Source organism: Microbacterium sp. (assembly GCF_029263575.1).
Taxonomy (GTDB): domain Bacteria; phylum Actinomycetota; class Actinomycetes; order Actinomycetales; family Microbacteriaceae; genus Microbacterium.
Window position 1 is genome coordinate 13,894 of the sequence record NZ_JAJUFV010000012.1, and the last position, 19,095, is coordinate 32,988.

Genomic DNA, 19,095 nt, shown 5'->3' on the forward strand with positions numbered 1-19,095 from the left:
GCCCGTTCGGGCCGGATTTCTCGTGAGCCGATCCGCTCCCGAGCGACGCGCGGAATGGTTTCCTCTAGCTTGGATGCCAGTTCGAAGACTCAAGCGTCAGATCGAGAGAAACATTGGAGAAAGTAGATGATCGCACGGAAGAGAGTTCGAGCACGGATAGCGAGGCAGTGAGTGCAGAGGAGGTTTCCAGCGCTCTCGACAACCTGGATGATGGGCTCCTCAAGGAATCTCCCTACCGAACGCATCGATGTCGAAGCCGGCTAGCACTCTTGAGAGTGGCGCTGTCGCATACCCTTCGGTCGGCGAGAGCTCGGACGCTGTTATTCCGACAGAAGGCGGCGTGCAGCTCCTCTCCATTATCGATAGCGAGCGGGCATCGGAGTCGTACTCGTATGACTTGACGATGCCGACGGGGAACACGCTTGAGGCGACAGCCGATGGCGGCGCGCGAATCGTCGACGTTCAAGGCAACACCAAGGTGTTCTTTGAACCGGCCTGGGCGCGCGACGCCAACGACAAGGCCATCCCGACCCATTACGTCGTAGAAGGCAACACGTTGACCCAGATCGTGCGTCACCAGGGGCTCAAGGACGTGGCATACCCGATCGTTGCCGACCCCGTTCCGGTCGTTGTCCTCGTCCTGACAACAATTGCGATGGTTGCCGTTGCCGCCGCCGTCCTCGGCGTTGCGACATGGATTGTCGTCGGCTGGTGGAACACTTGTCGGGCGATGGGGAAATACCCCGAATTGTCTACAAAGAACGGCTTCACCGCACGGTGCGTGAAATGATAGGTAAGCCTGGCTACAGTTCCGTGACGACCAGGGCGGGCGTCGCGTTGATCGTCATCCATTCGTTCCTGATCTCGACTGGGCTTGTGCTCATCGCGGCGCTCCTCAGCGCAGCTGCCGCATTCGCGGGCGGAGTGACGGTCACGATTCCCCTAGTCGCCACCTTCCATGGTCTTTCGGAAATAGGCGACTCGCCGGCGATGACGATGACGGCTTCATGGGGAGCGGCCGTAGTGCTGGTAGTTGCGTTGACGGTAGCACTCAGCCTGGTGATCATCAGTATTAGCTCGCACCTCAGAGGCAGCCATAGTTCTGATTCTTGATCCGTCTACACTCAACGCAGGTGGACTCGTGGCTCGTCTGCGAGGCCACCTGCGTTCAATTGAATCATTCTCCTGTGCTATTGAGCCGGAACTACGATGACCACGCGGAACCGGCTGGAACAGTCGGCTCCTCGCTGAGAAACAGCGGCGTCAGCCCGCGAAGAAGGCCTCCGCCACGCGTGCGAGATCGTGCAGATCACTGACGCCGGCGAGCTCACGCGCGGAGTGCATCGACAGGATCGGGATGCCGATGTCGACCGTGCGGATGCCGAGGCGCGTCGCGGTGATCGGCCCGATCGTCGAGCCGCATGGCACGGCGTTGTTCGAGACGAACTCCTGCGATGAGACATCCGCCGCCTCGCACCAGTTCGCCCAGGCGGCAGCGCCGACGGCATCGGTCGCATAGCGCTGGTTGGCGTTGATCTTCAGGATCGGGCCGGACCCGAGCAGCGGCTGCACGACCGGGTCGTGCTTGTGCGGGTAGTTCGGGTGCACCGAGTGCCCGACGTCGCTGGAGAGGTGCCAGGATGTCGCGAACGCGCGCCGCTGTTCGGTAGCGTCTGCGCCCAACCCGCCATATGCGCGAGAGAGAATATCTTCCAGGAAGGGGCCGGCGGCACCAGAGCGGGACGCGGAGCCAAGCTCTTCGTGGTCGAAGGCGGCGAGCACGGCGATGCTGCCCGAACCCTTCGACAGGCTTAGGGATCGGTCGGTGAGTGCGACAACACCGGCGTGCACCGAGGCCAGGTCGTCCAACCGTCCGGCCGCGAAGAACGCGTCGTCCTTGCCGAACACGGCGCCGCGGGCGGAGTCTGCCACGACCGCGTCGAAGCCACGCACGTCGGCAGCGCTCACCCCGGCCGATGCGGCGAGCTCGCCCAGCAGGTCTTCGTCGGTCGGGTCGCCGATGCCCCACACCGGCTGGGTGTGCAGCTGCTTGTCCAGCGCCAGGCCGCTGTTGGCTTCGCGATCGAGGTGCACGGCGAGCTGTGGCAGGCGCAGCAGGGCGCCGGTGTCGGCGAGCACTACGCGGCCGTCGGCGAGGGCGAGGCGTCCGGCCAGGCGCAGTTCGCGATCGAGCCAGGAGTTCAGCAGCGGTCCGCCGTAGACTTCGACGCCGGCCTGCAGCCAGCCGCGCGAACCCGTCGTCGGCTTCGGCTTGAGCTTGAAACCGGGGGAGTCGGTGTGCGCGCCGAAGATGTGCGCGGGCGTCGTGGCCGTGGCATCCGTCGGCACGACCCAGGCGATCACGGCGCCGTCGCGCACGACGACGAAGCGTCCGCCCGTCTGCTCCGGCCAGGCGTCCTCTTCACTGAGGCGGGTGAACCCGGCATCCTCCAGGCGGCGGGCGACCTCGGCGGCCGCGTGATAGCTCGACGGAGAGGCGGCGACGAAATCGGCGAGATCCTCGGCGTGGGCGAGGGCTGCTGCGGTGACGACCATGCCTTCAATCGTATCCGCGCATGGCGTTCACATCGGGATGTTATGGTGTCGCCCGATAGTGCCTAGGGTTCCGGGGTTCACGCCCGACTGGTCCGAGCGGCACCACGGCGGGTTCTGGTGGATCGGCCGTCATCTGACAGGACAAAAGCCCGGAGGAGCCCGTCTGTCGCGCCCGCTGACAGGCAGAAGGCTCCCATGTCTGCGCTTGCTCTCGTCCTCGTCTTCTCTGCCGCTGTCGCACACGCGGTGTGGAACATCATCGCCCACGGCATCAGCCGTGCCGGCATCGTATTCCTGTGGTGCGGTGCGGTGGCCGGCGCTGTCATCTGGGGAGCGGCGATTCCGTTCACGGGCGGGTTGCAGCAGAGCGACCTGGCGGGCTTTGCCATCGGCGTCGGGGTGTCGGGCGTGCTCCACGTCGCCTACATGCTCGTGCTGCAGCACGGTTACCGGGTGGGCAATCTCTCGACCGTGTACGCCACCGCACGCGGCAGCGGGCCGTTTCTTGCAGTGATCGCGGCGATCGTGCTGCTGGGTGAGCGGCCGTCGCCGGGCGCTCTGGTCGGGGTGCTGGCTGTCATCGCTGGCGTCGTGGCGCTCGGGCTGGTCGATCGTCCACCGCGCGGTGAGCGCCGCGGCGGTATTGACCCGTCGATCGTCTTCGGACTCCTGACCGGAGTCGCAATCGCCACCTATACGATCTGGGACACGCATGCAGTGCGGGAATGGTCGCTGGCGCCGATTCCGTACATGGTCGGCACCTGCGTGATGGAGATCATCGTCTACTCGATCATGTTGCGCGGGCGGTGGGGTGAGACCATGGCATTCGCGCGGCGTGAGTGGCGTCGCGTCGTCGTGTTCGGGTTCCTGTCGCCGCTGTCGTACATTCTCATCCTCATCGCGGTGACGCTCGCGCCGGTGGCGCTGGTGGCTCCGCTGCGCGAGGTGAGCGTCGTGCTGGTGAGCCTGTTCGGCGTCTTCGCGTTGAAAGAGGGCAGGCCCGCCTGGCGCCTGGCCGCCGCAGCCGTCGTCGTGGCCGGTATCGTCCTGCTCGCGCTGTGAAGACGACGCTACCCGGGCCGGTTTCGTCGATGTTAACCCAGGCGAGGAGCCGGTTAACGGCAGGCAAACTCTTCTCGGAACGGCGCAGTTCCCGTACCGCGAGATGTGACAGTTGTGTGAAAGAGCTCAGAGGCGAAAGGTCGTCGTGAAGATGCATGCAGAGGCGGCGACCGCCGATCTTGTCATCGTCGGCGCGGGCATTGTCGGGCTCGGGGCCGCGTATGCCGGCATCCGTCGCGGTCTGCGAGTGGTCGTGATCGACCGCACCGATAGGCCTGTCGGCGCCTCGATCAGGAACTTCGGCCACCTCTGCATTGGGGCACAGGGCGGTTCCGCTCGGGAGTTCGCCGACGTATCGCGGGAGATCTGGTTGCGGCTGGCGAAAGACGCGGGTTTCTGGCTCCGCGAGTCGGGCACGCTGGTTGCCGCGCAGAGCGACGACGAGATCGAGATTCTTCAGAGCGCGGCCGCTGATGGCGACGTGCGGATGCTTGACGCAGACGAGTTGCTGCAGAACGCTCCGCTGCGTCGCGACGCGATCGTCGGCGGCGCTCTCATCACCCCCGACCTGCAGACGAACCCCCGCGAGGCGATCTCCGCACTCGTGGCGCATCTGGGCTCGCTCGGTGTCGAGTTCCGCTTTCGCACGGCGGTCACGGCTGTCTCGGCGAAGCGCGTCGAGACCACGCGCGGTGCCATCGACGCGGGTGTCGTGATCGTGGCGACAAACCACGACGTCGACCAGTTGCTGCCGGAGCTCGCCGAGCGCGCGGGTCTCGTCCGCTGCGCGCTCGACATGATGCGGGTGTCGGTGTCTGTTCCCCGGTCGCTCGCGGCTCCTCTCCTCACCGGGTGGTCGCTGGTGCGCTACGGCCGCTTCGATGCATACGCTGCCACGGCGCGCCTTCGCGAGCGCCTGCACGGAGACCATCCCGAGCTCGCCGCGCTCGATCTGAACCAGATGTACACGCAGCTGCCGGATGGCTCGCTCATCATCGGCGATTCGCATACGAAAGCGGGTCAGCCTGATCCCTTCCAGCCGGAGGCGGCGTTCGATGCCTTTCTCAGCGAGATGCGCGGCCTGTTCGACATCGACCGCATCGACGTGCTCGAACGCTGGCAGGGGATCTACGCCGCGGCTTCGAAGCCGTTCTTGATCGATGAGCCGGAACCGGGCCTGTACGTGATCGCTGCGACCACGGGTATCGGCATGACCTGCGGTCTGGGACTGGCCGAGCACACACTTCAGAACGCATTCACGCGGGCACCGCAGCTCGCACAGGGAGGAAACCCATGACCGCTATCGAACTCGTCGTGCTCGACATGGCCGGAACAACGGTGCTCGACGACGGCATCGTCGAGCAGGCCTTCCAGCGTGCAGCTGAGCGCACCGGCCTCGCCGAACGGATGCCGTGGGACGAAGCCCTGAACTATGTACGCGACACCATGGGAATGTCGAAGATCGAGGTGTTCACCCACCTCTCCGGCGGCGATGCCGACGCCGCCCATGCTGCCACCGCGGCCTTCGAAGACGCGTACGCCGAGATCGTGGCCGAGCAGGGCGTCGCAGAGATTCCGGGTGCGGCGGCATCTATCGCCGAACTCCGGGATGCTGGCATCCAGGTGGCTCTGACGACCGGTTTCGCCCCGGTCACCCGCGATGCCTTGATCGATGCTCTGGGTTGGCGCGACCTCGTCGATATCGTGCTCTCACCCGTGGATGCCGGGCGCGGCCGCCCCGCCCCCGACCTCGTGCTCACAGCGCTGCTGCGCACCGGAGCGTCGTCCGTGCAGGCGGTTGCCGTCGCCGGCGACACCCGCAGCGACGTGCTCTCGGGACGCCGCGCCGGTGTCGGTCTTGTCGCGGGCGTGCTGAGCGGAGCGCACGATCGTGCGACGCTGAGCGAGGCTGGCGCGGATGTCGTACTCGACGACGTCACGCACCTGCCTGCCGCGCTGACGCAGCGCGTGCGCGACGGTGCCGTTCTCACCCCGGGGGTCTGAGGTGCGCACGCTGTTGCCGTACGATGAGCGCGAGGATGTGACGCTCAGGCCCGCGGCTGTCGCCAAGGTCTGGCTCGGTGTCGGCCAAGCGCACGAGACCGTCGCCGTGCCGGGCGTCGGGCTGGGCCGCGGCGACGTGCTCGTCGCGATCGAGCTGTCGACCGTCTGCGGGTCGGACGTGCACACGGTGCAGGGGCACCGCACCGCGCCGACCCCGCTCGTGCTCGGACACGAGAGCGTCGGTCGTGTCATCGCCGTGTCGACTGACGGAGCGTTCGCCGCCGACGGCGCGCAGCTGCGCGTCGGTGACCGTGTGGTCTGGTCGGTGACCGTCTCGTGCGGCACCTGCGATCGATGCGCGGCCGGGTTCACGCAGAAATGTCGCGCACTGGCGAAGTACGGCCACGAGCGCATCGGCCCGCGCTGGGAGCTGACCGGAGGATTCGCCTCGCACGTGCACCTGCGCTCTGGCACAGCGATCGTGCGCGTGCCCGAGATGCTGCCCGCCGCGGTGCTCGCCCCGGCATCGTGTGCGACGGCCACAGCGTGGGCAGCGGTCACGCGCGGCGCGGCCGGGCGCACGCTGGAGAGCGCGCGCGTTCTTGTCTACGGCGCTGGCCTGGTCGGACTGTCGGCCATCGCGATCGCGGCGGATGCCGGTGCCCAGGTCGCCGTCGTCGACCCGTCACCCGAGCGACGAGCCTTCGCCGAGCGCTTCGGCGCGACAGCCGCGACGACCGACTCTGCCCCGGCGGACATCGTGATCGAGGCATCCGGTCACGCCGTGAGCGACGCCATCGCCGCAGCCGACATCGGCGGCGCCGTCGTACTCGTGGGCAGCGTGTTCCCTGCCGACCCGGTGCCCGTCGACGCCGAGAGCATCGTCCGACGCCTCGTGACGGTCACGGGCGTGCACAACTACACAGCCCGCGAACTGGTCGGCGCTGTCGCCTTTCTCACCGGCCCCGGTCGCGGTTACCCCTTCGCCGAAGCTGTCGGCGCGGTGCATCCGCTCAGTGAGGTCGATGCTGCGCTCGCCGCGGCATCCGCCCCTGGTGCGCCGCTGCGTGTCGCGCTCGACCCGCGCTGACAGCCGGCACTAACGCGACAGAACGAGCGCGGTCAGCTCGGCTCGCGTGCTGGCGCCGACCTTTCTCAGCAGATTCGAGACGTGGAACTTGACCGTGTTGGGGCTGATGCCCAGCTGCACGGCGATCGTCTGATTGCGCTCGCCGCCGGCGACCAGGCGCAGCACGTCATGCTCGCGCGCGGTCAGTGCGACGCCGTCGACGAGGGGCTCGGTGGCAGATCGCGGGTCGAGCGGAAGGCGCACGTCGACAGCTGATCCCCATCCGGGCGTGGAATCGACGCTCAGCACGCCGTCGAGCGAGGTGACGCGTTCGGCGATCGGTCGCAGCGTGTCGTCGTGCACGGTGAGATCGCCGCGTCCGTCGTCGCGGATGCTGACGAGCAGGTTCAGCCCGTCGCAGTCCCACTGCACCCGGACGCGACTGACTTCGCCGCGGTCGACCAGCCCGAGGATCGTGTTGCGCACGATGGCCCGCGCTGCGTGAGCGACCTCGCTCGGCAGTGCCCGGCCCGTCGCCGGCGGCTCGACGAACTGGATATCGAGCGTGCCGAACCGCTCGAGCGGGTGGAGGTCACGTCTGAGGCGCGCGAAGGCGCCGACGACAGGTTCGAGCATGGAGCGTTGCTGCTCATCCGCCGCCGTCCGCAGGCGCACGAGCGCCGAGGTCACGGTGTCGATCGCTGTGCGCCGCGCCGCGCGATCGTCGAGGCGCGGCGATCGCAGGATCGCGAGCAGCGATTCGAGCTCGAGAGCATGGCGATCGGCCTGGTCGGAGACGGTGCGGTCGAGATCGACCAGGAGCTGACGCGAGCCGGACGAAGCTTCTTCGCTCATCATCGTTCCAACCTACCCGCCTGCCCCCGCCCCGATGGGTGGGGGCAGGCGGACCCGGCTCAGAGCGCTGCCGCGCCGGCTTCGGCGACCGAGTGATCCTGCTCACCCGATCCGCCGCTCACGCCGATCGCGCCGATGACGGCGCCCTCGCGCATGAGCGGGATGCCGCCGGCGAAGATCGCGACCTTGCCGCCGTTGGTGTTCTGGATGCCGAAGAACTGCTGATTCGGCTGCGAGTTCTCGCCCAGATCCTTTGTCGAGATGTCGAAGGCCTTCGACGTCCAGGCCTTGTTGATCGAGATGTTCACGCTGCCGATCCAGGCGCCGTCCTGGCGGACGTGCGCGACGAGGTTGCCGCCCGCGTCGACGACGGCGATGTTCATCGGCTGGCCGATCTCAGTGGCCTTCTGCTCGGCGGCGGCGATCACGCGGCGTGCATCTTCAAGAGTGGTCGTGCTCATGGGTGCTCCTTGCGACGGTGGTTGGGGTCGTCTCCAGCCTGTCGTGGGAGGACCGATCGCGACACCTGCGCCCGGACTGTCTCGGCCTACCCGAACAGGCAGGCCGCCGTCACCCGGACGGACACGATCAGGCGGGGTGCGGCAGCGGATAGCGCCGCCGCAGCACCACGCGCTGGACGAGCGTCCAGGTGACCGTGACGGTGAGGTAGAGGCCGGCGGCCAACGGCACGAACACCGCGAACACGGCGGTGAGATAGTGCAGGGCGCTCATCATGCGCAGTATCGTCGGCGACGACATCGGCGAATCATCCACGGCGACCGGCCGGAACACCCGCCGCGTGATCTCGGCGACCACGATCATGATCGCGATCAGCGCCGCGTACACCGCGAGAGTGGGCAGCGAGAACGGCCCCGTCGTCAGCATGTGCACCAGGCTCGTGCCCAACGGAGCGCCGAACAGATCATGCGTGAGCAGGTCGTTCGAATGCCCCGCGATCTCGGTGCGCAGAAACAGCGTGTAGAGGATGCCGACGACGGGAGCCTGTGCGAGCACGGGGAGGCAGCCGGCGAGCGGTGAGGTGTTCTCGTCTTTGTACAGCTGCATCGTCTCGCGCTGCAGGCGCTCGGGATTCTTCTTGTGCCGTTTCTGCAGCACGCGCAGCTTCGGCGCGAGCCGTGCACGGGTCTGCTCGGCCTTTGCCTGCGAGATTCCGACGGGGATCAGCAGCGCACGCACGAGCAGGGTGACGAGGATGACGGCGGATGCGGCGGCCGCCGTGCCGGTGAATGGTTCGAGGAAGGCCGACAGGCCCGTGAGGGCGCCGTAGGCGAGGTCGAGGATCGCCGCGATGGGCGGAAAGGCAAAGATGTCCAAGGGAAGTCCGTTCTCAGTGGCGGGAAAGTCGGCGTCTGCCGTGTTCCCGTCACAGACGGACGATCACACGGCGGGCACGACTCCCGGCGCTCGCGGACGCGGGTGGCCCGCCGCATCCGGGTCACTCTGAGAAAGCAGGATCGACACGTCGATGGCCCGCAGCGGATGCGGTGACGAGCCCCGCCCCGCGGGAACGATGCCGAGCACGAGCGCGACGACGACGGTCGTGACAGCGAGAACTGCGAGCGCGAGGCTCAGCGCGGTGACATCGAGGGCGGCCAGGTCAGGCATGTTGAGCACGCCGAGCGCGGCCAGCATCAGCTGCACCATCTGCTCGAACCAGTCCGCCATGTCTTTGAGGCTAGCACCGTCGTTGAGGCTAGCACCGTCGTTGAGGCCAGCACCGTCACGGAGATTGCCAGCGCCAGCCGGAGGCGTAGCCTCGAAGCATGAGCGATCTGTGCGAACTTCTCGGCATCCGTCATCCGATTCTGCTCGGCGCGTTCGGCGGGCTGTCGTCTGTCGCGCTGACGGCCGCCGTCAGCGAGTCGGGCGGCCTCGGAGCCTATGGGCTCTACGGCTATGACGGTGCACGTATCCGCTCGACGGCGGCGGCGCTGCGTGCGGCGACGTCGGCTCCGTTCGCACTCAACATCTGGCTGCCCACGGGCGACGAGGTCGAACCCGGCCCGCAGCACACGGTGTTCGCACAGGCGCTGGAGCCGTTCTATGAGGCGGTCGGCGTTGAGATCCCAGCTCGACCGGAACGCTACCTGCCGTCGCTCGATGAGCAGTTGGAGGCGATCTGGGATGCCTCGCCCGCCATGCTCAGCGTTGTCTACGGCGTGCCATCGGCAGACCTCGTCGACGAGGCGCATCGCCGTGGCATCCGCGTCATCGGCACGGCGACGACGGTCGCTGAAGCCGTCGCGCTCGAAGCCGGGGGAGCGGATGCGGTCATCGCCAGCGGTGCGGAAGCAGCCGGGCACCGCGTGTCGTTTCTCCGCCCGGCCGCGGATTCGCTCGTGGGAACCTTCGCGCTCGTGCCACAGGTGGCCGATGCCGTGTCGATTCCGGTGATCGCGGCCGGTGGGGTCGCCGACCGGCGCGGGGTGGCCGCAGCTTTCGCGCTGGGCGCGGCGGGGGTGCAGGTGGGCACCGCGTTCCTCGCTGCGCGGGAGTCTGCCGCGAATGACGCCCATCGCACCGCGATCCGTTCGACGGCTGCGGATGAGAGCGTGCTGACTCGCGCGATGAGCGGACGCCTGGCCCGCGGCGCTCGCAACCGAACAGTGCGCGCGATCGAGGCCAGCGGAACCATCGCGCCCTTCCCGATGCAGAACTGGCTCACCGGACGTTTCCGCGCTGCGGCAGGGGAGCAGAACCTCGGCGAGCTGCAATCGCTGTGGCTAGGTCAGGGTGCGCCGCTCGCCCGGCGTGACACGGCGTCGGAGGTGTTCGCCGAGCTGGTGGCTGGGCTGGGCAGCTCAGCCGACCATTGAACTTAGCCAGATATCTGGCTAAGTTGGTCTCATGTCCACCTACAGTGTCCTAGATGCGCGGAACAATCTGTCACGCCTGATCGCGGACGCGCAGTCTGGAATTGAAGTCACGATCACGAACAGGGGTGTTCCTGTGGCTCAGATAACGCCGATAGCTCCGGTTGACGTGCCGCTCACGGGTGCCATGCTCGCAGAATGGCTCGATGAGCATCCGCTGCCTGCGCGGCTCGTGCGCCCATCTGACGAAATAGAAGAACAGATTCAGCAGGCGCGTGACGCATGGGAATGATCTATCTCGACAGTTGCATTCTTATCTATGCGCTCGAGGATGCAGGTGCTCGGGGCGATCGCGCTCGCGTTCTGTTGAGCGGCGTCAACGACACTCTCGTGGCGAGTCCTTTGGTGTTGCACGAGTGCTTGGTGAAGCCGATTCGCGACGGTGACAACGAAATGCGACGACGAATCTCCGGTGTGTATGACCGTATGGAGCATGTCGACCTCGATGCCTCGGTGTTCGTCGAGGCGGCCGAGCTCCGCGCCAGGTTCGGGCTGAAAGCTCCCGATTCGCTCCATCTGGCGGCAGCTCAGGCGGCCGGATGCGAGCAGCTGTGGACGAACAACAAGAGGCTCGTCGCGGCATCCAGAGGTCTCGCCGTCGACGTCATGAACTCGTAGCGTTCTGGGCGGCTGACGCGCTAAAGGATGACGGTCGAGTGTCCGTGCACGATCACGCGGTCCTCAGCGTGCCACTGCACGGCCCGGGCGAGCACCTGGCGTTCGACGTCCGCGCCGCGGCTCTGCAGCTCGGCCGCGGAGTCGGCGTGCGAGGCGCGCGTGACATCCTGCTCGATGATCGGGCCCTCATCGAGGTCGGCCGTGGCGTAGTGCGCCGTCGCGCCGATCAGCTTCACACCGCGCTCCTTGGCGCGGGCATAGGGGTTCGCACCGATGAAGGCGGGCAGGAACGAGTGGTGGATGTTGATGATGGGCGCGCCGACCTGTTCGATGAAGTCATCGGTGAGGATCTGCATGTAGCGGGCCAGTACGACAAGATCGACATTTCCCTGCAGCAGTTCGAGCTGGCGCTGCTCCATCGCGTGCTTGGCGTCGTCCCCCGTGCCGCGCGAAATGTGCATGAAGGGCACACCGAACGCGCGCACCGAGTCTGCGAGGTCGGGGTGGTTGGAGATCACCATCGTGATATCGATGTCGAGCTGTCCGCGCTGCTGACGCCACAGCAGCTCGAGCAGACAGTGGTCGTACTTCGAGACGAAGATCGCCACGCGCTTGCGGCGTGAGGCGTCGTGCAATGACCACTCCATGTCGAAGCGCTCACCGACCTCGCCCAGGGTCGCCTCCAGGGCCGGCCGTGCGGCAGCGAGACCATCCAGGTGGAGCACCGTGCGCTGGAAGAAGCGTCCGCCCGCGGCATCCGTCGAGTGCTGGTCGAGCGAGATGATGTTCGCGCCGTGCGAGGCGAGAGCCCCGGCGACGGCCGCGACGATTCCCGGCTGGTCATCGCAGGCGATGAGCAGGCGTGCGGTATCGGTCTGAGACATGGAAGCTCCTTGCAGGGGTGTGCATCGATTCTGCCCCGTTCGGGTCGGCAGTGACGAATCGATACGCTGAACGGATGACGACCGCCGCTGAACTGCTCGATGACGCGCGGGTCGCGCTGGCCGGTTTCCCGAAGGAAGGGCTCGGTGAAGAGCGCTCCTCGCGCTGGCGCGGTGAGCGGATCGTGCGCATCGGCGAGGCCTGGCATGTGGGAGTGCTGCTGCTCACGACAGAGCACACCTTCGCGACCGCCGAGGTGCTGCGCGCTGCCGACCCCGGACGCCGGGGGTACACAGCCGAATCGGCCAGACAGCGGGCCGACCGGCGCCAGATGGCGCTGAAGGGCGGCTTCGACGTAGGCGAGGTCGCGCACGTCGGGTGGAGCGTCGTCGACGTGGATGCGGTGGATGCCGGCGGCTCGTCCGGCCCGCTCGCGATGCGCGACGGCATCGTCGCGGTGCGGTGGTCGGGGGTAGCGTATCGTCCGCTCGAGGAATACCTGCGCGAGCAGCTCGAGCTCATGCGCACCCCCGGCGCCTGAGCCTGTCGGTCCCTGAGCCTGTCGGTCCCTGAGCCTGTCGGTCCCTGAGCCTGTCGATCGGTCCCTGAGCCTATCGAAGGGCCCGTCGCGGCGCGGCTGGCTACCCGACGACGCCCGCGAAGCGGCGGAGCAGGTCTGAGCCGCTGACCGTTGCGGCGAGCACGTCGGCCTCGACGGCCGCGAACTGCGCGGCGTCGAAGTAGCCGTTGTTGCGGTAGAACGTCATGCGGTCGGCGAAGTCCTGCGGGGTCGGCTCCGGATGGAACTGTGCTGCATACAGCCGATCTCCCACGCGGTATGCCTGCACCGGGCAGTCGGCGTTCGTCGCGAGCAGCGTCGCGGTGGGCGGAACGTCGGCTGCGCTCTCCTTGTGCGCGGTGAAGACGCGCAGTACCGGCGCGCTGGGGCCGAAGACCGGGTCGGATGCCGCGGCATCCGTCGTCTGGATCTCGGTCGCGCGCGTCGATTCGGGGTGGTCGAGCGTGAGGGTGCCGCCGAGCATCCGGGTCACGACGCCGATGCCGTAACAGGTGAACAGCGCGGCGGCGGTGCCGTCGAGTGCCCGTGCGGCGACGCGCTCGAGGTCGGCTTCGACGCGTTCCTGCAGCGGGGTCTTCACGGCGTCGGTGACGTTGAACGGGGAACCGCCGATCACGAACCCGCTGTGCCTGTCGAGCGCGGCCGGGGTGAGTGGTTCCGAGACGAGATCGAGCTGGTCGAGCTCGGCGATGCCCAGACCTCGCAGAAACGATGCGTGCTCCGCGTCGGCGGCGCCGCGCTCGGGACGCACGCAGATGTAGAGGATCGAGGCCATCTCACGATTCTATTCGTCGCATCGGGAATACCATCGCCGGGGACGCGTTGAACCTGAGCGTAGTTCACTCAACTTTTCAGGAGGACACAGTGCCCAACGACTTCAGCGACACCGGCATGGGCTCGTTCGATGACTTCCTCGCGCGCTATCTTGCGGGTGAGCAGTCCCGGCAGACCCGATCGATCGACCTCAGCCGGTTCCTGACGGTACGCACGCAGCGGATTCTGCAGCGCGCCGGACGCTTCGCGCTCGAACGCGGACAGACCGAACTCGACGCGCTTCACGTGCTGCGCATGATCGTCGAAGACGAGTCGGTGACGCAGGCGATCGAGGGCATCGGGGTCAGCCCGACGCAGATCATCGAGGCCGTCGAGGCGCGGCTGCCGCTGCCAGGTGAGTCGGCCGACACCGGTGCGGCCACGATCACACCGAGCGCCAGCCGGGCGCTCTTTCACGCGTACCAGGTCGCCCGTTCTGCAGGCGCGACCTACATCGACCCCGAGCACCTCTTCTTCGCGCTCGTGCTCGGCCAGGACGTGCCGGCCGGGCAGGTGCTCGCCCGTGCCGGTGTGACGGCCGACGCTCTGACGCAGGGCGCTCGCGAGCACGTCACCGCGCCGGTCGGCGCAGACGGTGCCGCGGGTGAGGCCGAGGCATCCGATTCACCCATGCTGGCGAAATACGGCATCGATCTGACCGCGCGTGCGCGCGAAGGCGCGCTCGATCCCGTGATCGGTCGCAGTGACGAGATCGAGCAGACCATCGAGATCCTCAGCCGCCGCACCAAGAACAACCCGGTGCTGATCGGTGAGGCCGGGGTCGGAAAGACCGCGATCGTCGACGGCATCGCTCAGGCGATCGTCGATGACACGGTGCCCGCACAGCTCAAGGGTCGTCGCGTGATCGCGTTGGATCTTCCGGCCATGCTCGCCGGAACCCGTTACCGCGGTGACTTCGAAGAGCGCCTGACCAAGACGATGGATGAGATCGCCGAGCACAAAGACGACGTCATCGTCTTCATCGACGAGGTGCACACCGTCGTCGGCGCCGGCGGTGCCGGTGACGGCGGGATGGATGCCGGGAACATCCTCAAACCGCGCCTCGCGCGCGGTGACCTGCACATGGTGGGTGCGACGACGCTCAAGGAGTACCGCCAGATCGAGAAGGACCCGGCGCTGGAGCGCCGCTTCCAGCCGGTGAAGGTCGATGAGCCGTCGATCGATGACGCCGTGCTGATTCTCGAGGGGCTTCGGGCCGCCTATCAGGATCACCACCGGGTCGAATACACGGATGCCGCGCTCCGCGCCGCCGTGACCATGAGCGCGCGCTACCTGCCTGACCGCGTGCTGCCCGACAAGGCGATCGACCTGATCGATCAGGCGGGTGCACGGCTGCGGCTGAAGCAGGGTCTGCCCGTGGACACCTCGGCGCTCATGGCTGAGCTCGCTGACCTCGAATCGCGCAAGAACGCCGCCGCGACGGCTGAACAGTACGAGGAAGCTTCGCGACTGCGCGATGAGGTCGTCGAGGTTCAGGGGCGCATCGACGCCGCCGCGGCCGGCCACACGCGCGACCGCGAGGCGATCGTCGACGAGCGTGAGATCGCCGAGGTGATCGCGCGGGCGACCGGAATTCCGGCATCCCGCCTCACCGAGGGCGAGCGCGAGCGTCTCGCCGATCTCGAGGCTGAACTGCACGCCCGGGTGATCGGACAGGACGACGCCGTGACGGCCGTCTCGCGTGCCGTTCGCCGCAGCCGCACCGGCATGGGCGATGCCCGCCGGCCGGTGGGCTCGTTCCTGTTCCTGGGTCCGACGGGTGTCGGCAAGACCGAGCTCGCCAAGGCGCTCGCCGATCGGCTGTTCGATGACGAGAATGCGGTGATCCGCTTCGACATGAGCGAGTTCGGCGAGCGGCACACGGTGTCGCGGCTCGTCGGTGCCCCTCCTGGATATGTCGGCCACGACGAGGCGGGTCAGCTCACCGAGCGCGTGCGCCGCAACCCCTACTCGATCGTGCTGTTCGACGAGATCGAGAAGGCGCATCCCGATGTGTTCAACCTGCTCCTGCAGGTGCTCGACGACGGTCGCCTGACCGACGGACAGGGCCGCACGGTCGACTTCCGCAACACGGTGATCGTGATGACCTCGAACATCGGAAGCGAGTTCCTCGCCTCACGCTCGGGAGCCCTCGGCTTCGTCGCGTCGCAGGATGCCTCGGCGAACGGATTCGCATCGCAAGAAGACCTGCGCGCTCGCGTGATGGGCAAGCTGCGGGAGGCGATGCGGCCGGAGTTCTTGAACCGCATCGACGAGATCGTGCTGTTCCGGAAGCTGACGCAGAGCGAGCTCGGAGAGATCGTTCGCTTGATGCTGGGTGCGACGACGGCACGGCTCGCGGAGCGCGAGGTAGCGATCGAGGTGACCGATGCTGCCGTGCGGTGGCTCGGCGAGCACGGCTACGAGCCCGAGTACGGGGCCCGGCCGCTGCGCCGGCTGATCCAGCGCGAGGTCGACGACCGCATCGCCGACCTGCTCGTGTCGGGTGAGCTCACAGGCGGTGGGTCGGTGCGGGTGGATGCCGCAGAAGGCGGCCTCACGGTCGCCGTGCCCGTCCTCGCCTGAGCGGCCGGGTTTCGCGCGTCAGCGGGATGAGTTGGCGGTGCGGCCGCGGACGATGCCGATGAACGTCTCGACGTCTTCGGTGGTGCGCTCGCGCGCCCACGCCAGGCCGACAGACGAGGTCGGCCCGTCCACCAGCGGCCGATAGTCGACGTCTTTGCGCTGGTGCAACCGCGCCAGCGACATCGGTACGACGACGATTCCGACGCCCGTCGCGGCCGTGGCGATAGCATCCGCCGTCGTTTCCAGAGCCGCGAAACGCGGCTCGACGGTTGCCAGGCCGAGTGGGCCGAGCACGTCGTCGAGCGGTGTGATCAGCACTTCACCGGCCAGGTCGTGGCCGGTCACCTCGTCGACGGCCATGAGATGGGACTCGACGGATGCCACGACCACCGGCACCTCGTCATACAACGAGATCACATGCAGGCCCTCATCAGTGAGCGGAAGACGGATGAGCGCGGCATCCACCTCGTCGATCGAGTCGCGTTGTCTCTGCGCGTCGAGGGGGACGAGTTCGAGCGGTACGTGCGGCATCCGCTGCTTCCACGTGTCGATCCATCTGCCCGGGGTCGCACCGGCGACGGCTCCGAGCCGGAATACGCGCGGTTCGGGCCGTGGCGCAGCCTCGGACGGGGCCGGTTTCTGGCCGGGGCGATTCGACTCGCGCTTCGGCGTGCGTTTCGCTGGCGTGCGCTTCGAACGAGCAGGTCCGCCCTGCGCGGCGCGCTGACGAGGTCTGCCAGATTGTGCCATGGGTTCAGGCTACTCGCGTCTCGGATATTCACGTCTCGTTCACGTTGTCGTATGAATCTCGCCCCGTGCTGGTCGTCGGTGCGGCCTTAGCTCGTCACGTCGGCTGATCGGCCGCTCTCATCACCCTGCACCCGCACCTTCGAAAGGTTCTCCCATGCAGTCCACCATCAAGCGCGGTCTCGCGATCGCCGCTGGTCTCACGCTCGCCTTCGGCCTCGCCGCCTGCGCCTCATCGCCCGCCGACTCGGCAACGGGCGACGGCGACGCAGCCTCCGGTGAAGGCGCCTTCGCCTCGGGCAACTCCGACACGCTTGTTTTCGCCGTTCTTCCCGACCACGAGGGCGCTGATCAGGACGCTCAGCCGATCGCCGACTGGATCTCCGCGATCACCGGCAAAGAGGTCGAGTTCTTCCAGGCGACCGACTACACCGCCGTGGTGCAGGGACTCGCCGCCGACCAGATCGACATCGCGCAGATCTCGGCGTTCACCTACTTCCAGTCGCAGAACGCCGGTGCCGACATCGAGCCCATCGGCGCGCAGATCACCCAGGACGGTGCTGAGCCGGGCTACTACTCCGTCGCAGTCAAGAACCCGGCTGCGACCGAGGTGTCGTCGCTTGAAGACTTCGCCGACCGCCCGGTCTGCTTCGTGAACCCGACCTCGACCTCTGGCTTCGCGGTACCGATGGGCGGTCTGCTCGAGGCCGGTGTCACGGTCGCGGAGGACAACCGCTTCTTCGGCGAGGAGCACGACCTCAACGCCCGCAAGGTCGCCGAGGGCAGCGACTGCCAGGTCGGCTTCGCGCAGGACATCGACGCCGACCCGCTGATCGAGTCGGGCGAGCTCGAAGAGGTCACCCGCGTTCTCGTCCCGGCGGCTCCGATCGTCATGCAGGCAGCTCTTCCGCAGGACGTCAAGGACCAGCTCACCGACGCTCTCGCCGACAGCACGCAGGCTGACCTCACCGACGCAGGTGTTGAGCTCAACGAGTTCCTCACCGACGGATGGTTCGGATTCGGCGCGGTCGATGACGCGTACTACGACCTGATCCGCACCCTGTGCAGCGAGATCGCAGACGAGGTCGAGGCCTGCCGGGCCTGACCTGTGCGCTGACCGACCGACCCATCAACCGGAGCAATTGACATGACGAACAGCGACACCCCCGCCGTCCAGATCACCGATCTGGGAAAGACATATCCAGGAGCCACAGAGCCAGCTCTGTCGGGGGTGTCGCTGTCGGTCGATCCGGGCGAGATCGTCGTCCTGCTCGGCCTCTCCGGGTCAGGAAAATCGACGCTGCTACGCCACGTGAACGGTCTGGAAGCGCCGACGGAGGGCGCTGTCGTCGCACTGGGTGAATCCGTCAACCGACTGCGAGGTCGAGACCTTCGTGCCCTGCGCGGTCGCATCGGCTTCATCTTTCAGCAGTTCGAGCTCGTCGGCGCCGTCACGGTGCTCGAGAACGTGCTCACAGGTGGTCTGTCGACGCTGCGCGGACCGCGCGTGGGCATCATCTCCTATCCGCGCTCCCTGCGAGAGAAGGCCCTCGGACACCTTGATCGCGTCGGGCTGCTCGACTTCGCCTACAAGCGGGCCGACACTCTCTCGGGTGGGCAGCAGCAGCGTGTGGCGATCGCCCGCGCCCTCATGCAGGACCCGGAGATTCTGCTCGCCGACGAGCCCGTGGCCTCCCTCGACCCTGAGTCGAGCGGGCAGATCATGTCGCTCATTCGTGAGATCGCGGCCGAGCGATCGCTGACCGTCATCTGCTCGCTGCACCAGGTCGACCTGGCGCTGAGCTGGGGTGATCGGATCCTGGGCCTTCGCGCTGGCGAGGTCGTGCTCGACACCCACACTGACGGCTTGAGCCGCGAAGAGGTCATGGAGATCTACGGCCGCGTAGCCACGACCACGAGCGAGATCGCCGCACTCGAAGATGAGCTCGCCGAGGCTCGTGAGCAGGTGCTGAGCAACGAGGTGCGCCGCGCCGCCGCTCGTGAGCGCTTCGCCGAAGACCTCGCGAACGAGGAGCCCGCGTGACCACGCTCGCCGAACGCCCCTCGACACTCGCCGAGCGCATTGCGCTCGTGCCACACCCCGCACCCCGACTGTCGACCGTCGTCTCGTACGGCGTCATCGTCGCCATCCTCGCGCTCGGCGTCTGGTCGTTCATCGGTCTCGACTACAGCCTCAAGAGCCTGGAGACCACGGGCAGCAACATCTCACGCTTCCTCGGTATGGCGCTGCCCATGCAGTGGCCCGGCTGGGAGGTGACCGCCGAGGTCGGCGCCGGCGGTGCCAAGATCTACACGACCACATGGGTCGGTTTCGAGCCGATCTGGGACATGTTCCTGACGATCGTCATCACCCTCACCCTTGTCGTCGCGGGAACCGCGCTCGCCGCTGTTCTCTCGGTCCCGGTCGC

Annotated in this window: 21 protein-coding genes; 13 read left to right on the forward strand and 8 right to left on the reverse strand. The window is 67.3% G+C overall.

All coding sequences use genetic code 11. The features are described 5' to 3' along the window. Positions 1 to 340 precede the first annotated feature (340 nt). Positions 341 to 790 (forward strand): hypothetical protein, encoded by a 450-nt coding sequence (locus Q1J95_RS02460; RefSeq protein ID WP_300265685.1) that lies wholly within the window; start codon positions 341 to 343, stop codon positions 788 to 790. A 473-nt stretch (positions 791 to 1,263) separates the two neighbouring features. On the opposite strand, the gene Q1J95_RS02465 is transcribed toward Q1J95_RS02460, so the two are convergent. Beyond that, complete coding sequence (locus Q1J95_RS02465) at positions 1,264 to 2,556, reverse strand: M18 family aminopeptidase (RefSeq protein WP_300265686.1); 1,293 nt, start codon at positions 2,554 to 2,556, stop codon at positions 1,264 to 1,266. 195 nt (positions 2,557 to 2,751) lie between these two features. Between Q1J95_RS02465 and Q1J95_RS02470 the strand changes: the two genes are divergently transcribed. The 4 genes from Q1J95_RS02470 (at position 2,752) to Q1J95_RS02485 (ending at position 6,712) form a co-directional block, all read left to right on the forward strand. Further along, positions 2,752 to 3,618 (forward strand): EamA family transporter, encoded by an 867-nt coding sequence (locus Q1J95_RS02470; RefSeq protein WP_300265687.1) that lies wholly within the window; start codon positions 2,752 to 2,754, stop codon positions 3,616 to 3,618. Between the two features lie 151 nt (positions 3,619 to 3,769). Continuing rightward, complete coding sequence (locus Q1J95_RS02475) at positions 3,770 to 4,915, forward strand: TIGR03364 family FAD-dependent oxidoreductase (protein ID WP_300265704.1); 1,146 nt, start codon at positions 3,770 to 3,772, stop codon at positions 4,913 to 4,915. Continuing rightward, the gene (locus tag Q1J95_RS02480; protein WP_300265688.1) at positions 4,912 to 5,622 is read left to right on the forward strand and encodes a phosphonatase-like hydrolase; all 711 of its coding nucleotides are present in this window, start codon (positions 4,912 to 4,914) and stop codon (positions 5,620 to 5,622) included. The genes Q1J95_RS02475 and Q1J95_RS02480 overlap by 4 nt, the downstream gene beginning before the upstream one ends. A gap of 37 nt (positions 5,623 to 5,659) precedes the next feature. Beyond that, the gene (locus Q1J95_RS02485; protein WP_300265689.1) at positions 5,660 to 6,712 is read left to right on the forward strand and encodes an alcohol dehydrogenase catalytic domain-containing protein; all 1,053 of its coding nucleotides are present in this window, start codon (positions 5,660 to 5,662) and stop codon (positions 6,710 to 6,712) included. Between the two features lie 9 nt (positions 6,713 to 6,721). Here the strand turns inward: Q1J95_RS02485 and Q1J95_RS02490 are convergent, their stop codons facing one another. The 4 genes from Q1J95_RS02490 to Q1J95_RS02505 form a co-directional block, all read right to left on the reverse strand. Continuing rightward, positions 6,722 to 7,546, reverse strand: a complete 825-nt coding sequence (locus Q1J95_RS02490) for a LuxR C-terminal-related transcriptional regulator (protein ID WP_300265690.1) — start codon at positions 7,544 to 7,546, stop codon at positions 6,722 to 6,724. A gap of 59 nt (positions 7,547 to 7,605) precedes the next feature. After that, positions 7,606 to 8,007 (reverse strand): heme-binding protein, encoded by a 402-nt coding sequence (locus tag Q1J95_RS02495; RefSeq protein ID WP_300265691.1) that lies wholly within the window; start codon positions 8,005 to 8,007, stop codon positions 7,606 to 7,608. 127 nt (positions 8,008 to 8,134) lie between these two features. After that, a complete protein-coding gene (locus tag Q1J95_RS02500) occupies positions 8,135 to 8,881 on the reverse strand; it encodes a YidC/Oxa1 family membrane protein insertase (RefSeq protein ID WP_300265692.1) in 747 nt (248 codons plus the stop codon). Between the two features lie 63 nt (positions 8,882 to 8,944). Further along, the gene (locus Q1J95_RS02505) at positions 8,945 to 9,232 is read right to left on the reverse strand and encodes a DUF6412 domain-containing protein (protein ID WP_300265693.1); all 288 of its coding nucleotides are present in this window, start codon (positions 9,230 to 9,232) and stop codon (positions 8,945 to 8,947) included. Between the two features lie 98 nt (positions 9,233 to 9,330). Here Q1J95_RS02505 and Q1J95_RS02510 point away from each other — a divergent pair, with 98 nt between their 5' ends. The 3 genes from Q1J95_RS02510 to Q1J95_RS02520 are packed head-to-tail and all read left to right on the forward strand — an operon-like array spanning position 9,331 to position 11,058. Beyond that, positions 9,331 to 10,383 (forward strand): DUF561 domain-containing protein, encoded by a 1,053-nt coding sequence (locus tag Q1J95_RS02510; protein WP_300265694.1) that lies wholly within the window; start codon positions 9,331 to 9,333, stop codon positions 10,381 to 10,383. Between the two features lie 31 nt (positions 10,384 to 10,414). Continuing rightward, positions 10,415 to 10,672, forward strand: coding sequence for a type II toxin-antitoxin system Phd/YefM family antitoxin (locus Q1J95_RS02515; RefSeq protein ID WP_300265695.1), 258 nt, complete (start codon positions 10,415 to 10,417; stop codon positions 10,670 to 10,672). After that, the gene (locus tag Q1J95_RS02520; protein WP_300265696.1) at positions 10,663 to 11,058 is read left to right on the forward strand and encodes a PIN domain-containing protein; all 396 of its coding nucleotides are present in this window, start codon (positions 10,663 to 10,665) and stop codon (positions 11,056 to 11,058) included. Before Q1J95_RS02515 ends, Q1J95_RS02520 begins: the two co-directional genes overlap by 10 nt. A 20-nt stretch (positions 11,059 to 11,078) precedes the next feature. Here Q1J95_RS02520 and purU read toward each other — a convergent pair whose 3' ends face one another. Continuing rightward, positions 11,079 to 11,942 (reverse strand): formyltetrahydrofolate deformylase, encoded by an 864-nt coding sequence (gene purU / locus Q1J95_RS02525; protein ID WP_300265697.1) that lies wholly within the window; start codon positions 11,940 to 11,942, stop codon positions 11,079 to 11,081. A 74-nt stretch (positions 11,943 to 12,016) separates the two neighbouring features. On the opposite strand from purU, the gene Q1J95_RS02530 reads away from it, so the two are divergent. After that, complete coding sequence (locus tag Q1J95_RS02530) at positions 12,017 to 12,481, forward strand: glutaminase (protein WP_300265698.1); 465 nt, start codon at positions 12,017 to 12,019, stop codon at positions 12,479 to 12,481. Positions 12,482 to 12,581: 100 nt separating this feature from the next. Here the strand turns inward: Q1J95_RS02530 and Q1J95_RS02535 are convergent, their stop codons facing one another. Next, positions 12,582 to 13,295, reverse strand: coding sequence for a GMP synthase (locus Q1J95_RS02535; protein WP_300265699.1), 714 nt, complete (start codon positions 13,293 to 13,295; stop codon positions 12,582 to 12,584). A gap of 116 nt (positions 13,296 to 13,411) precedes the next feature. On the opposite strand from Q1J95_RS02535, the gene Q1J95_RS02540 reads away from it, so the two are divergent. Further along, complete coding sequence (locus Q1J95_RS02540; RefSeq protein WP_300265705.1) at positions 13,412 to 15,919, forward strand: ATP-dependent Clp protease ATP-binding subunit; 2,508 nt, start codon at positions 13,412 to 13,414, stop codon at positions 15,917 to 15,919. An 18-nt stretch (positions 15,920 to 15,937) separates the two neighbouring features. On the opposite strand, the gene Q1J95_RS02545 is transcribed toward Q1J95_RS02540, so the two are convergent. After that, positions 15,938 to 16,669, reverse strand: a complete 732-nt coding sequence (locus Q1J95_RS02545; protein ID WP_300265700.1) for a LysR substrate-binding domain-containing protein — start codon at positions 16,667 to 16,669, stop codon at positions 15,938 to 15,940. A 154-nt stretch (positions 16,670 to 16,823) separates the two neighbouring features. On the opposite strand from Q1J95_RS02545, the gene Q1J95_RS02550 reads away from it, so the two are divergent. The 3 genes from Q1J95_RS02550 to Q1J95_RS02560 all read left to right on the forward strand — a co-directional run. Further along, entirely contained in the window at positions 16,824 to 17,771 is a 948-nt protein-coding gene (locus tag Q1J95_RS02550; protein ID WP_300265701.1) for a PhnD/SsuA/transferrin family substrate-binding protein, read from the forward strand. Between the two features lie 42 nt (positions 17,772 to 17,813). Next, positions 17,814 to 18,710, forward strand: a complete 897-nt coding sequence (gene phnC / locus Q1J95_RS02555) for a phosphonate ABC transporter ATP-binding protein (RefSeq protein ID WP_300265702.1) — start codon at positions 17,814 to 17,816, stop codon at positions 18,708 to 18,710. Then, positions 18,707 to 19,095: hypothetical protein (locus Q1J95_RS02560; RefSeq protein ID WP_300265703.1), on the forward strand; the 389-nt coding region annotated here is incomplete at its 3' end. The genes phnC and Q1J95_RS02560, both read left to right, overlap by 4 nt.

Coding starts and splice junctions, on each gene's coding strand:
- Q1J95_RS02465 (WP_300265686.1), bottom strand. CDS start 2,556: ATGGTCGTCACCGCAGCAGCCCTCGCCCACGCCGAGGATCTCGCCGAT.
- Q1J95_RS02470 (WP_300265687.1), top strand. CDS start 2,752: ATGTCTGCGCTTGCTCTCGTCCTCGTCTTCTCTGCCGCTGTCGCACAC.
- Q1J95_RS02475 (WP_300265704.1), top strand. CDS start 3,770: ATGCATGCAGAGGCGGCGACCGCCGATCTTGTCATCGTCGGCGCGGGC.
- Q1J95_RS02480 (WP_300265688.1), top strand. CDS start 4,912: ATGACCGCTATCGAACTCGTCGTGCTCGACATGGCCGGAACAACGGTG.
- Q1J95_RS02490 (WP_300265690.1), bottom strand. CDS start 7,546: ATGAGCGAAGAAGCTTCGTCCGGCTCGCGTCAGCTCCTGGTCGATCTC.
- Q1J95_RS02495 (WP_300265691.1), bottom strand. CDS start 8,007: ATGAGCACGACCACTCTTGAAGATGCACGCCGCGTGATCGCCGCCGCC.
- Q1J95_RS02505 (WP_300265693.1), bottom strand. CDS start 9,232: ATGGCGGACTGGTTCGAGCAGATGGTGCAGCTGATGCTGGCCGCGCTC.
- Q1J95_RS02510 (WP_300265694.1), top strand. CDS start 9,331: ATGAGCGATCTGTGCGAACTTCTCGGCATCCGTCATCCGATTCTGCTC.
- Q1J95_RS02515 (WP_300265695.1), top strand. CDS start 10,415: ATGTCCACCTACAGTGTCCTAGATGCGCGGAACAATCTGTCACGCCTG.
- Q1J95_RS02520 (WP_300265696.1), top strand. CDS start 10,663: ATGGGAATGATCTATCTCGACAGTTGCATTCTTATCTATGCGCTCGAG.
- purU (WP_300265697.1), bottom strand. CDS start 11,942: ATGTCTCAGACCGATACCGCACGCCTGCTCATCGCCTGCGATGACCAG.
- Q1J95_RS02530 (WP_300265698.1), top strand. CDS start 12,017: ATGACGACCGCCGCTGAACTGCTCGATGACGCGCGGGTCGCGCTGGCC.
- Q1J95_RS02535 (WP_300265699.1), bottom strand. CDS start 13,295: ATGGCCTCGATCCTCTACATCTGCGTGCGTCCCGAGCGCGGCGCCGCC.
- Q1J95_RS02540 (WP_300265705.1), top strand. CDS start 13,412: ATGGGCTCGTTCGATGACTTCCTCGCGCGCTATCTTGCGGGTGAGCAG.
- Q1J95_RS02545 (WP_300265700.1), bottom strand. CDS start 16,669: ATGGCACAATCTGGCAGACCTCGTCAGCGCGCCGCGCAGGGCGGACCT.
- Q1J95_RS02550 (WP_300265701.1), top strand. CDS start 16,824: ATGCAGTCCACCATCAAGCGCGGTCTCGCGATCGCCGCTGGTCTCACG.
- phnC (WP_300265702.1), top strand. CDS start 17,814: ATGACGAACAGCGACACCCCCGCCGTCCAGATCACCGATCTGGGAAAG.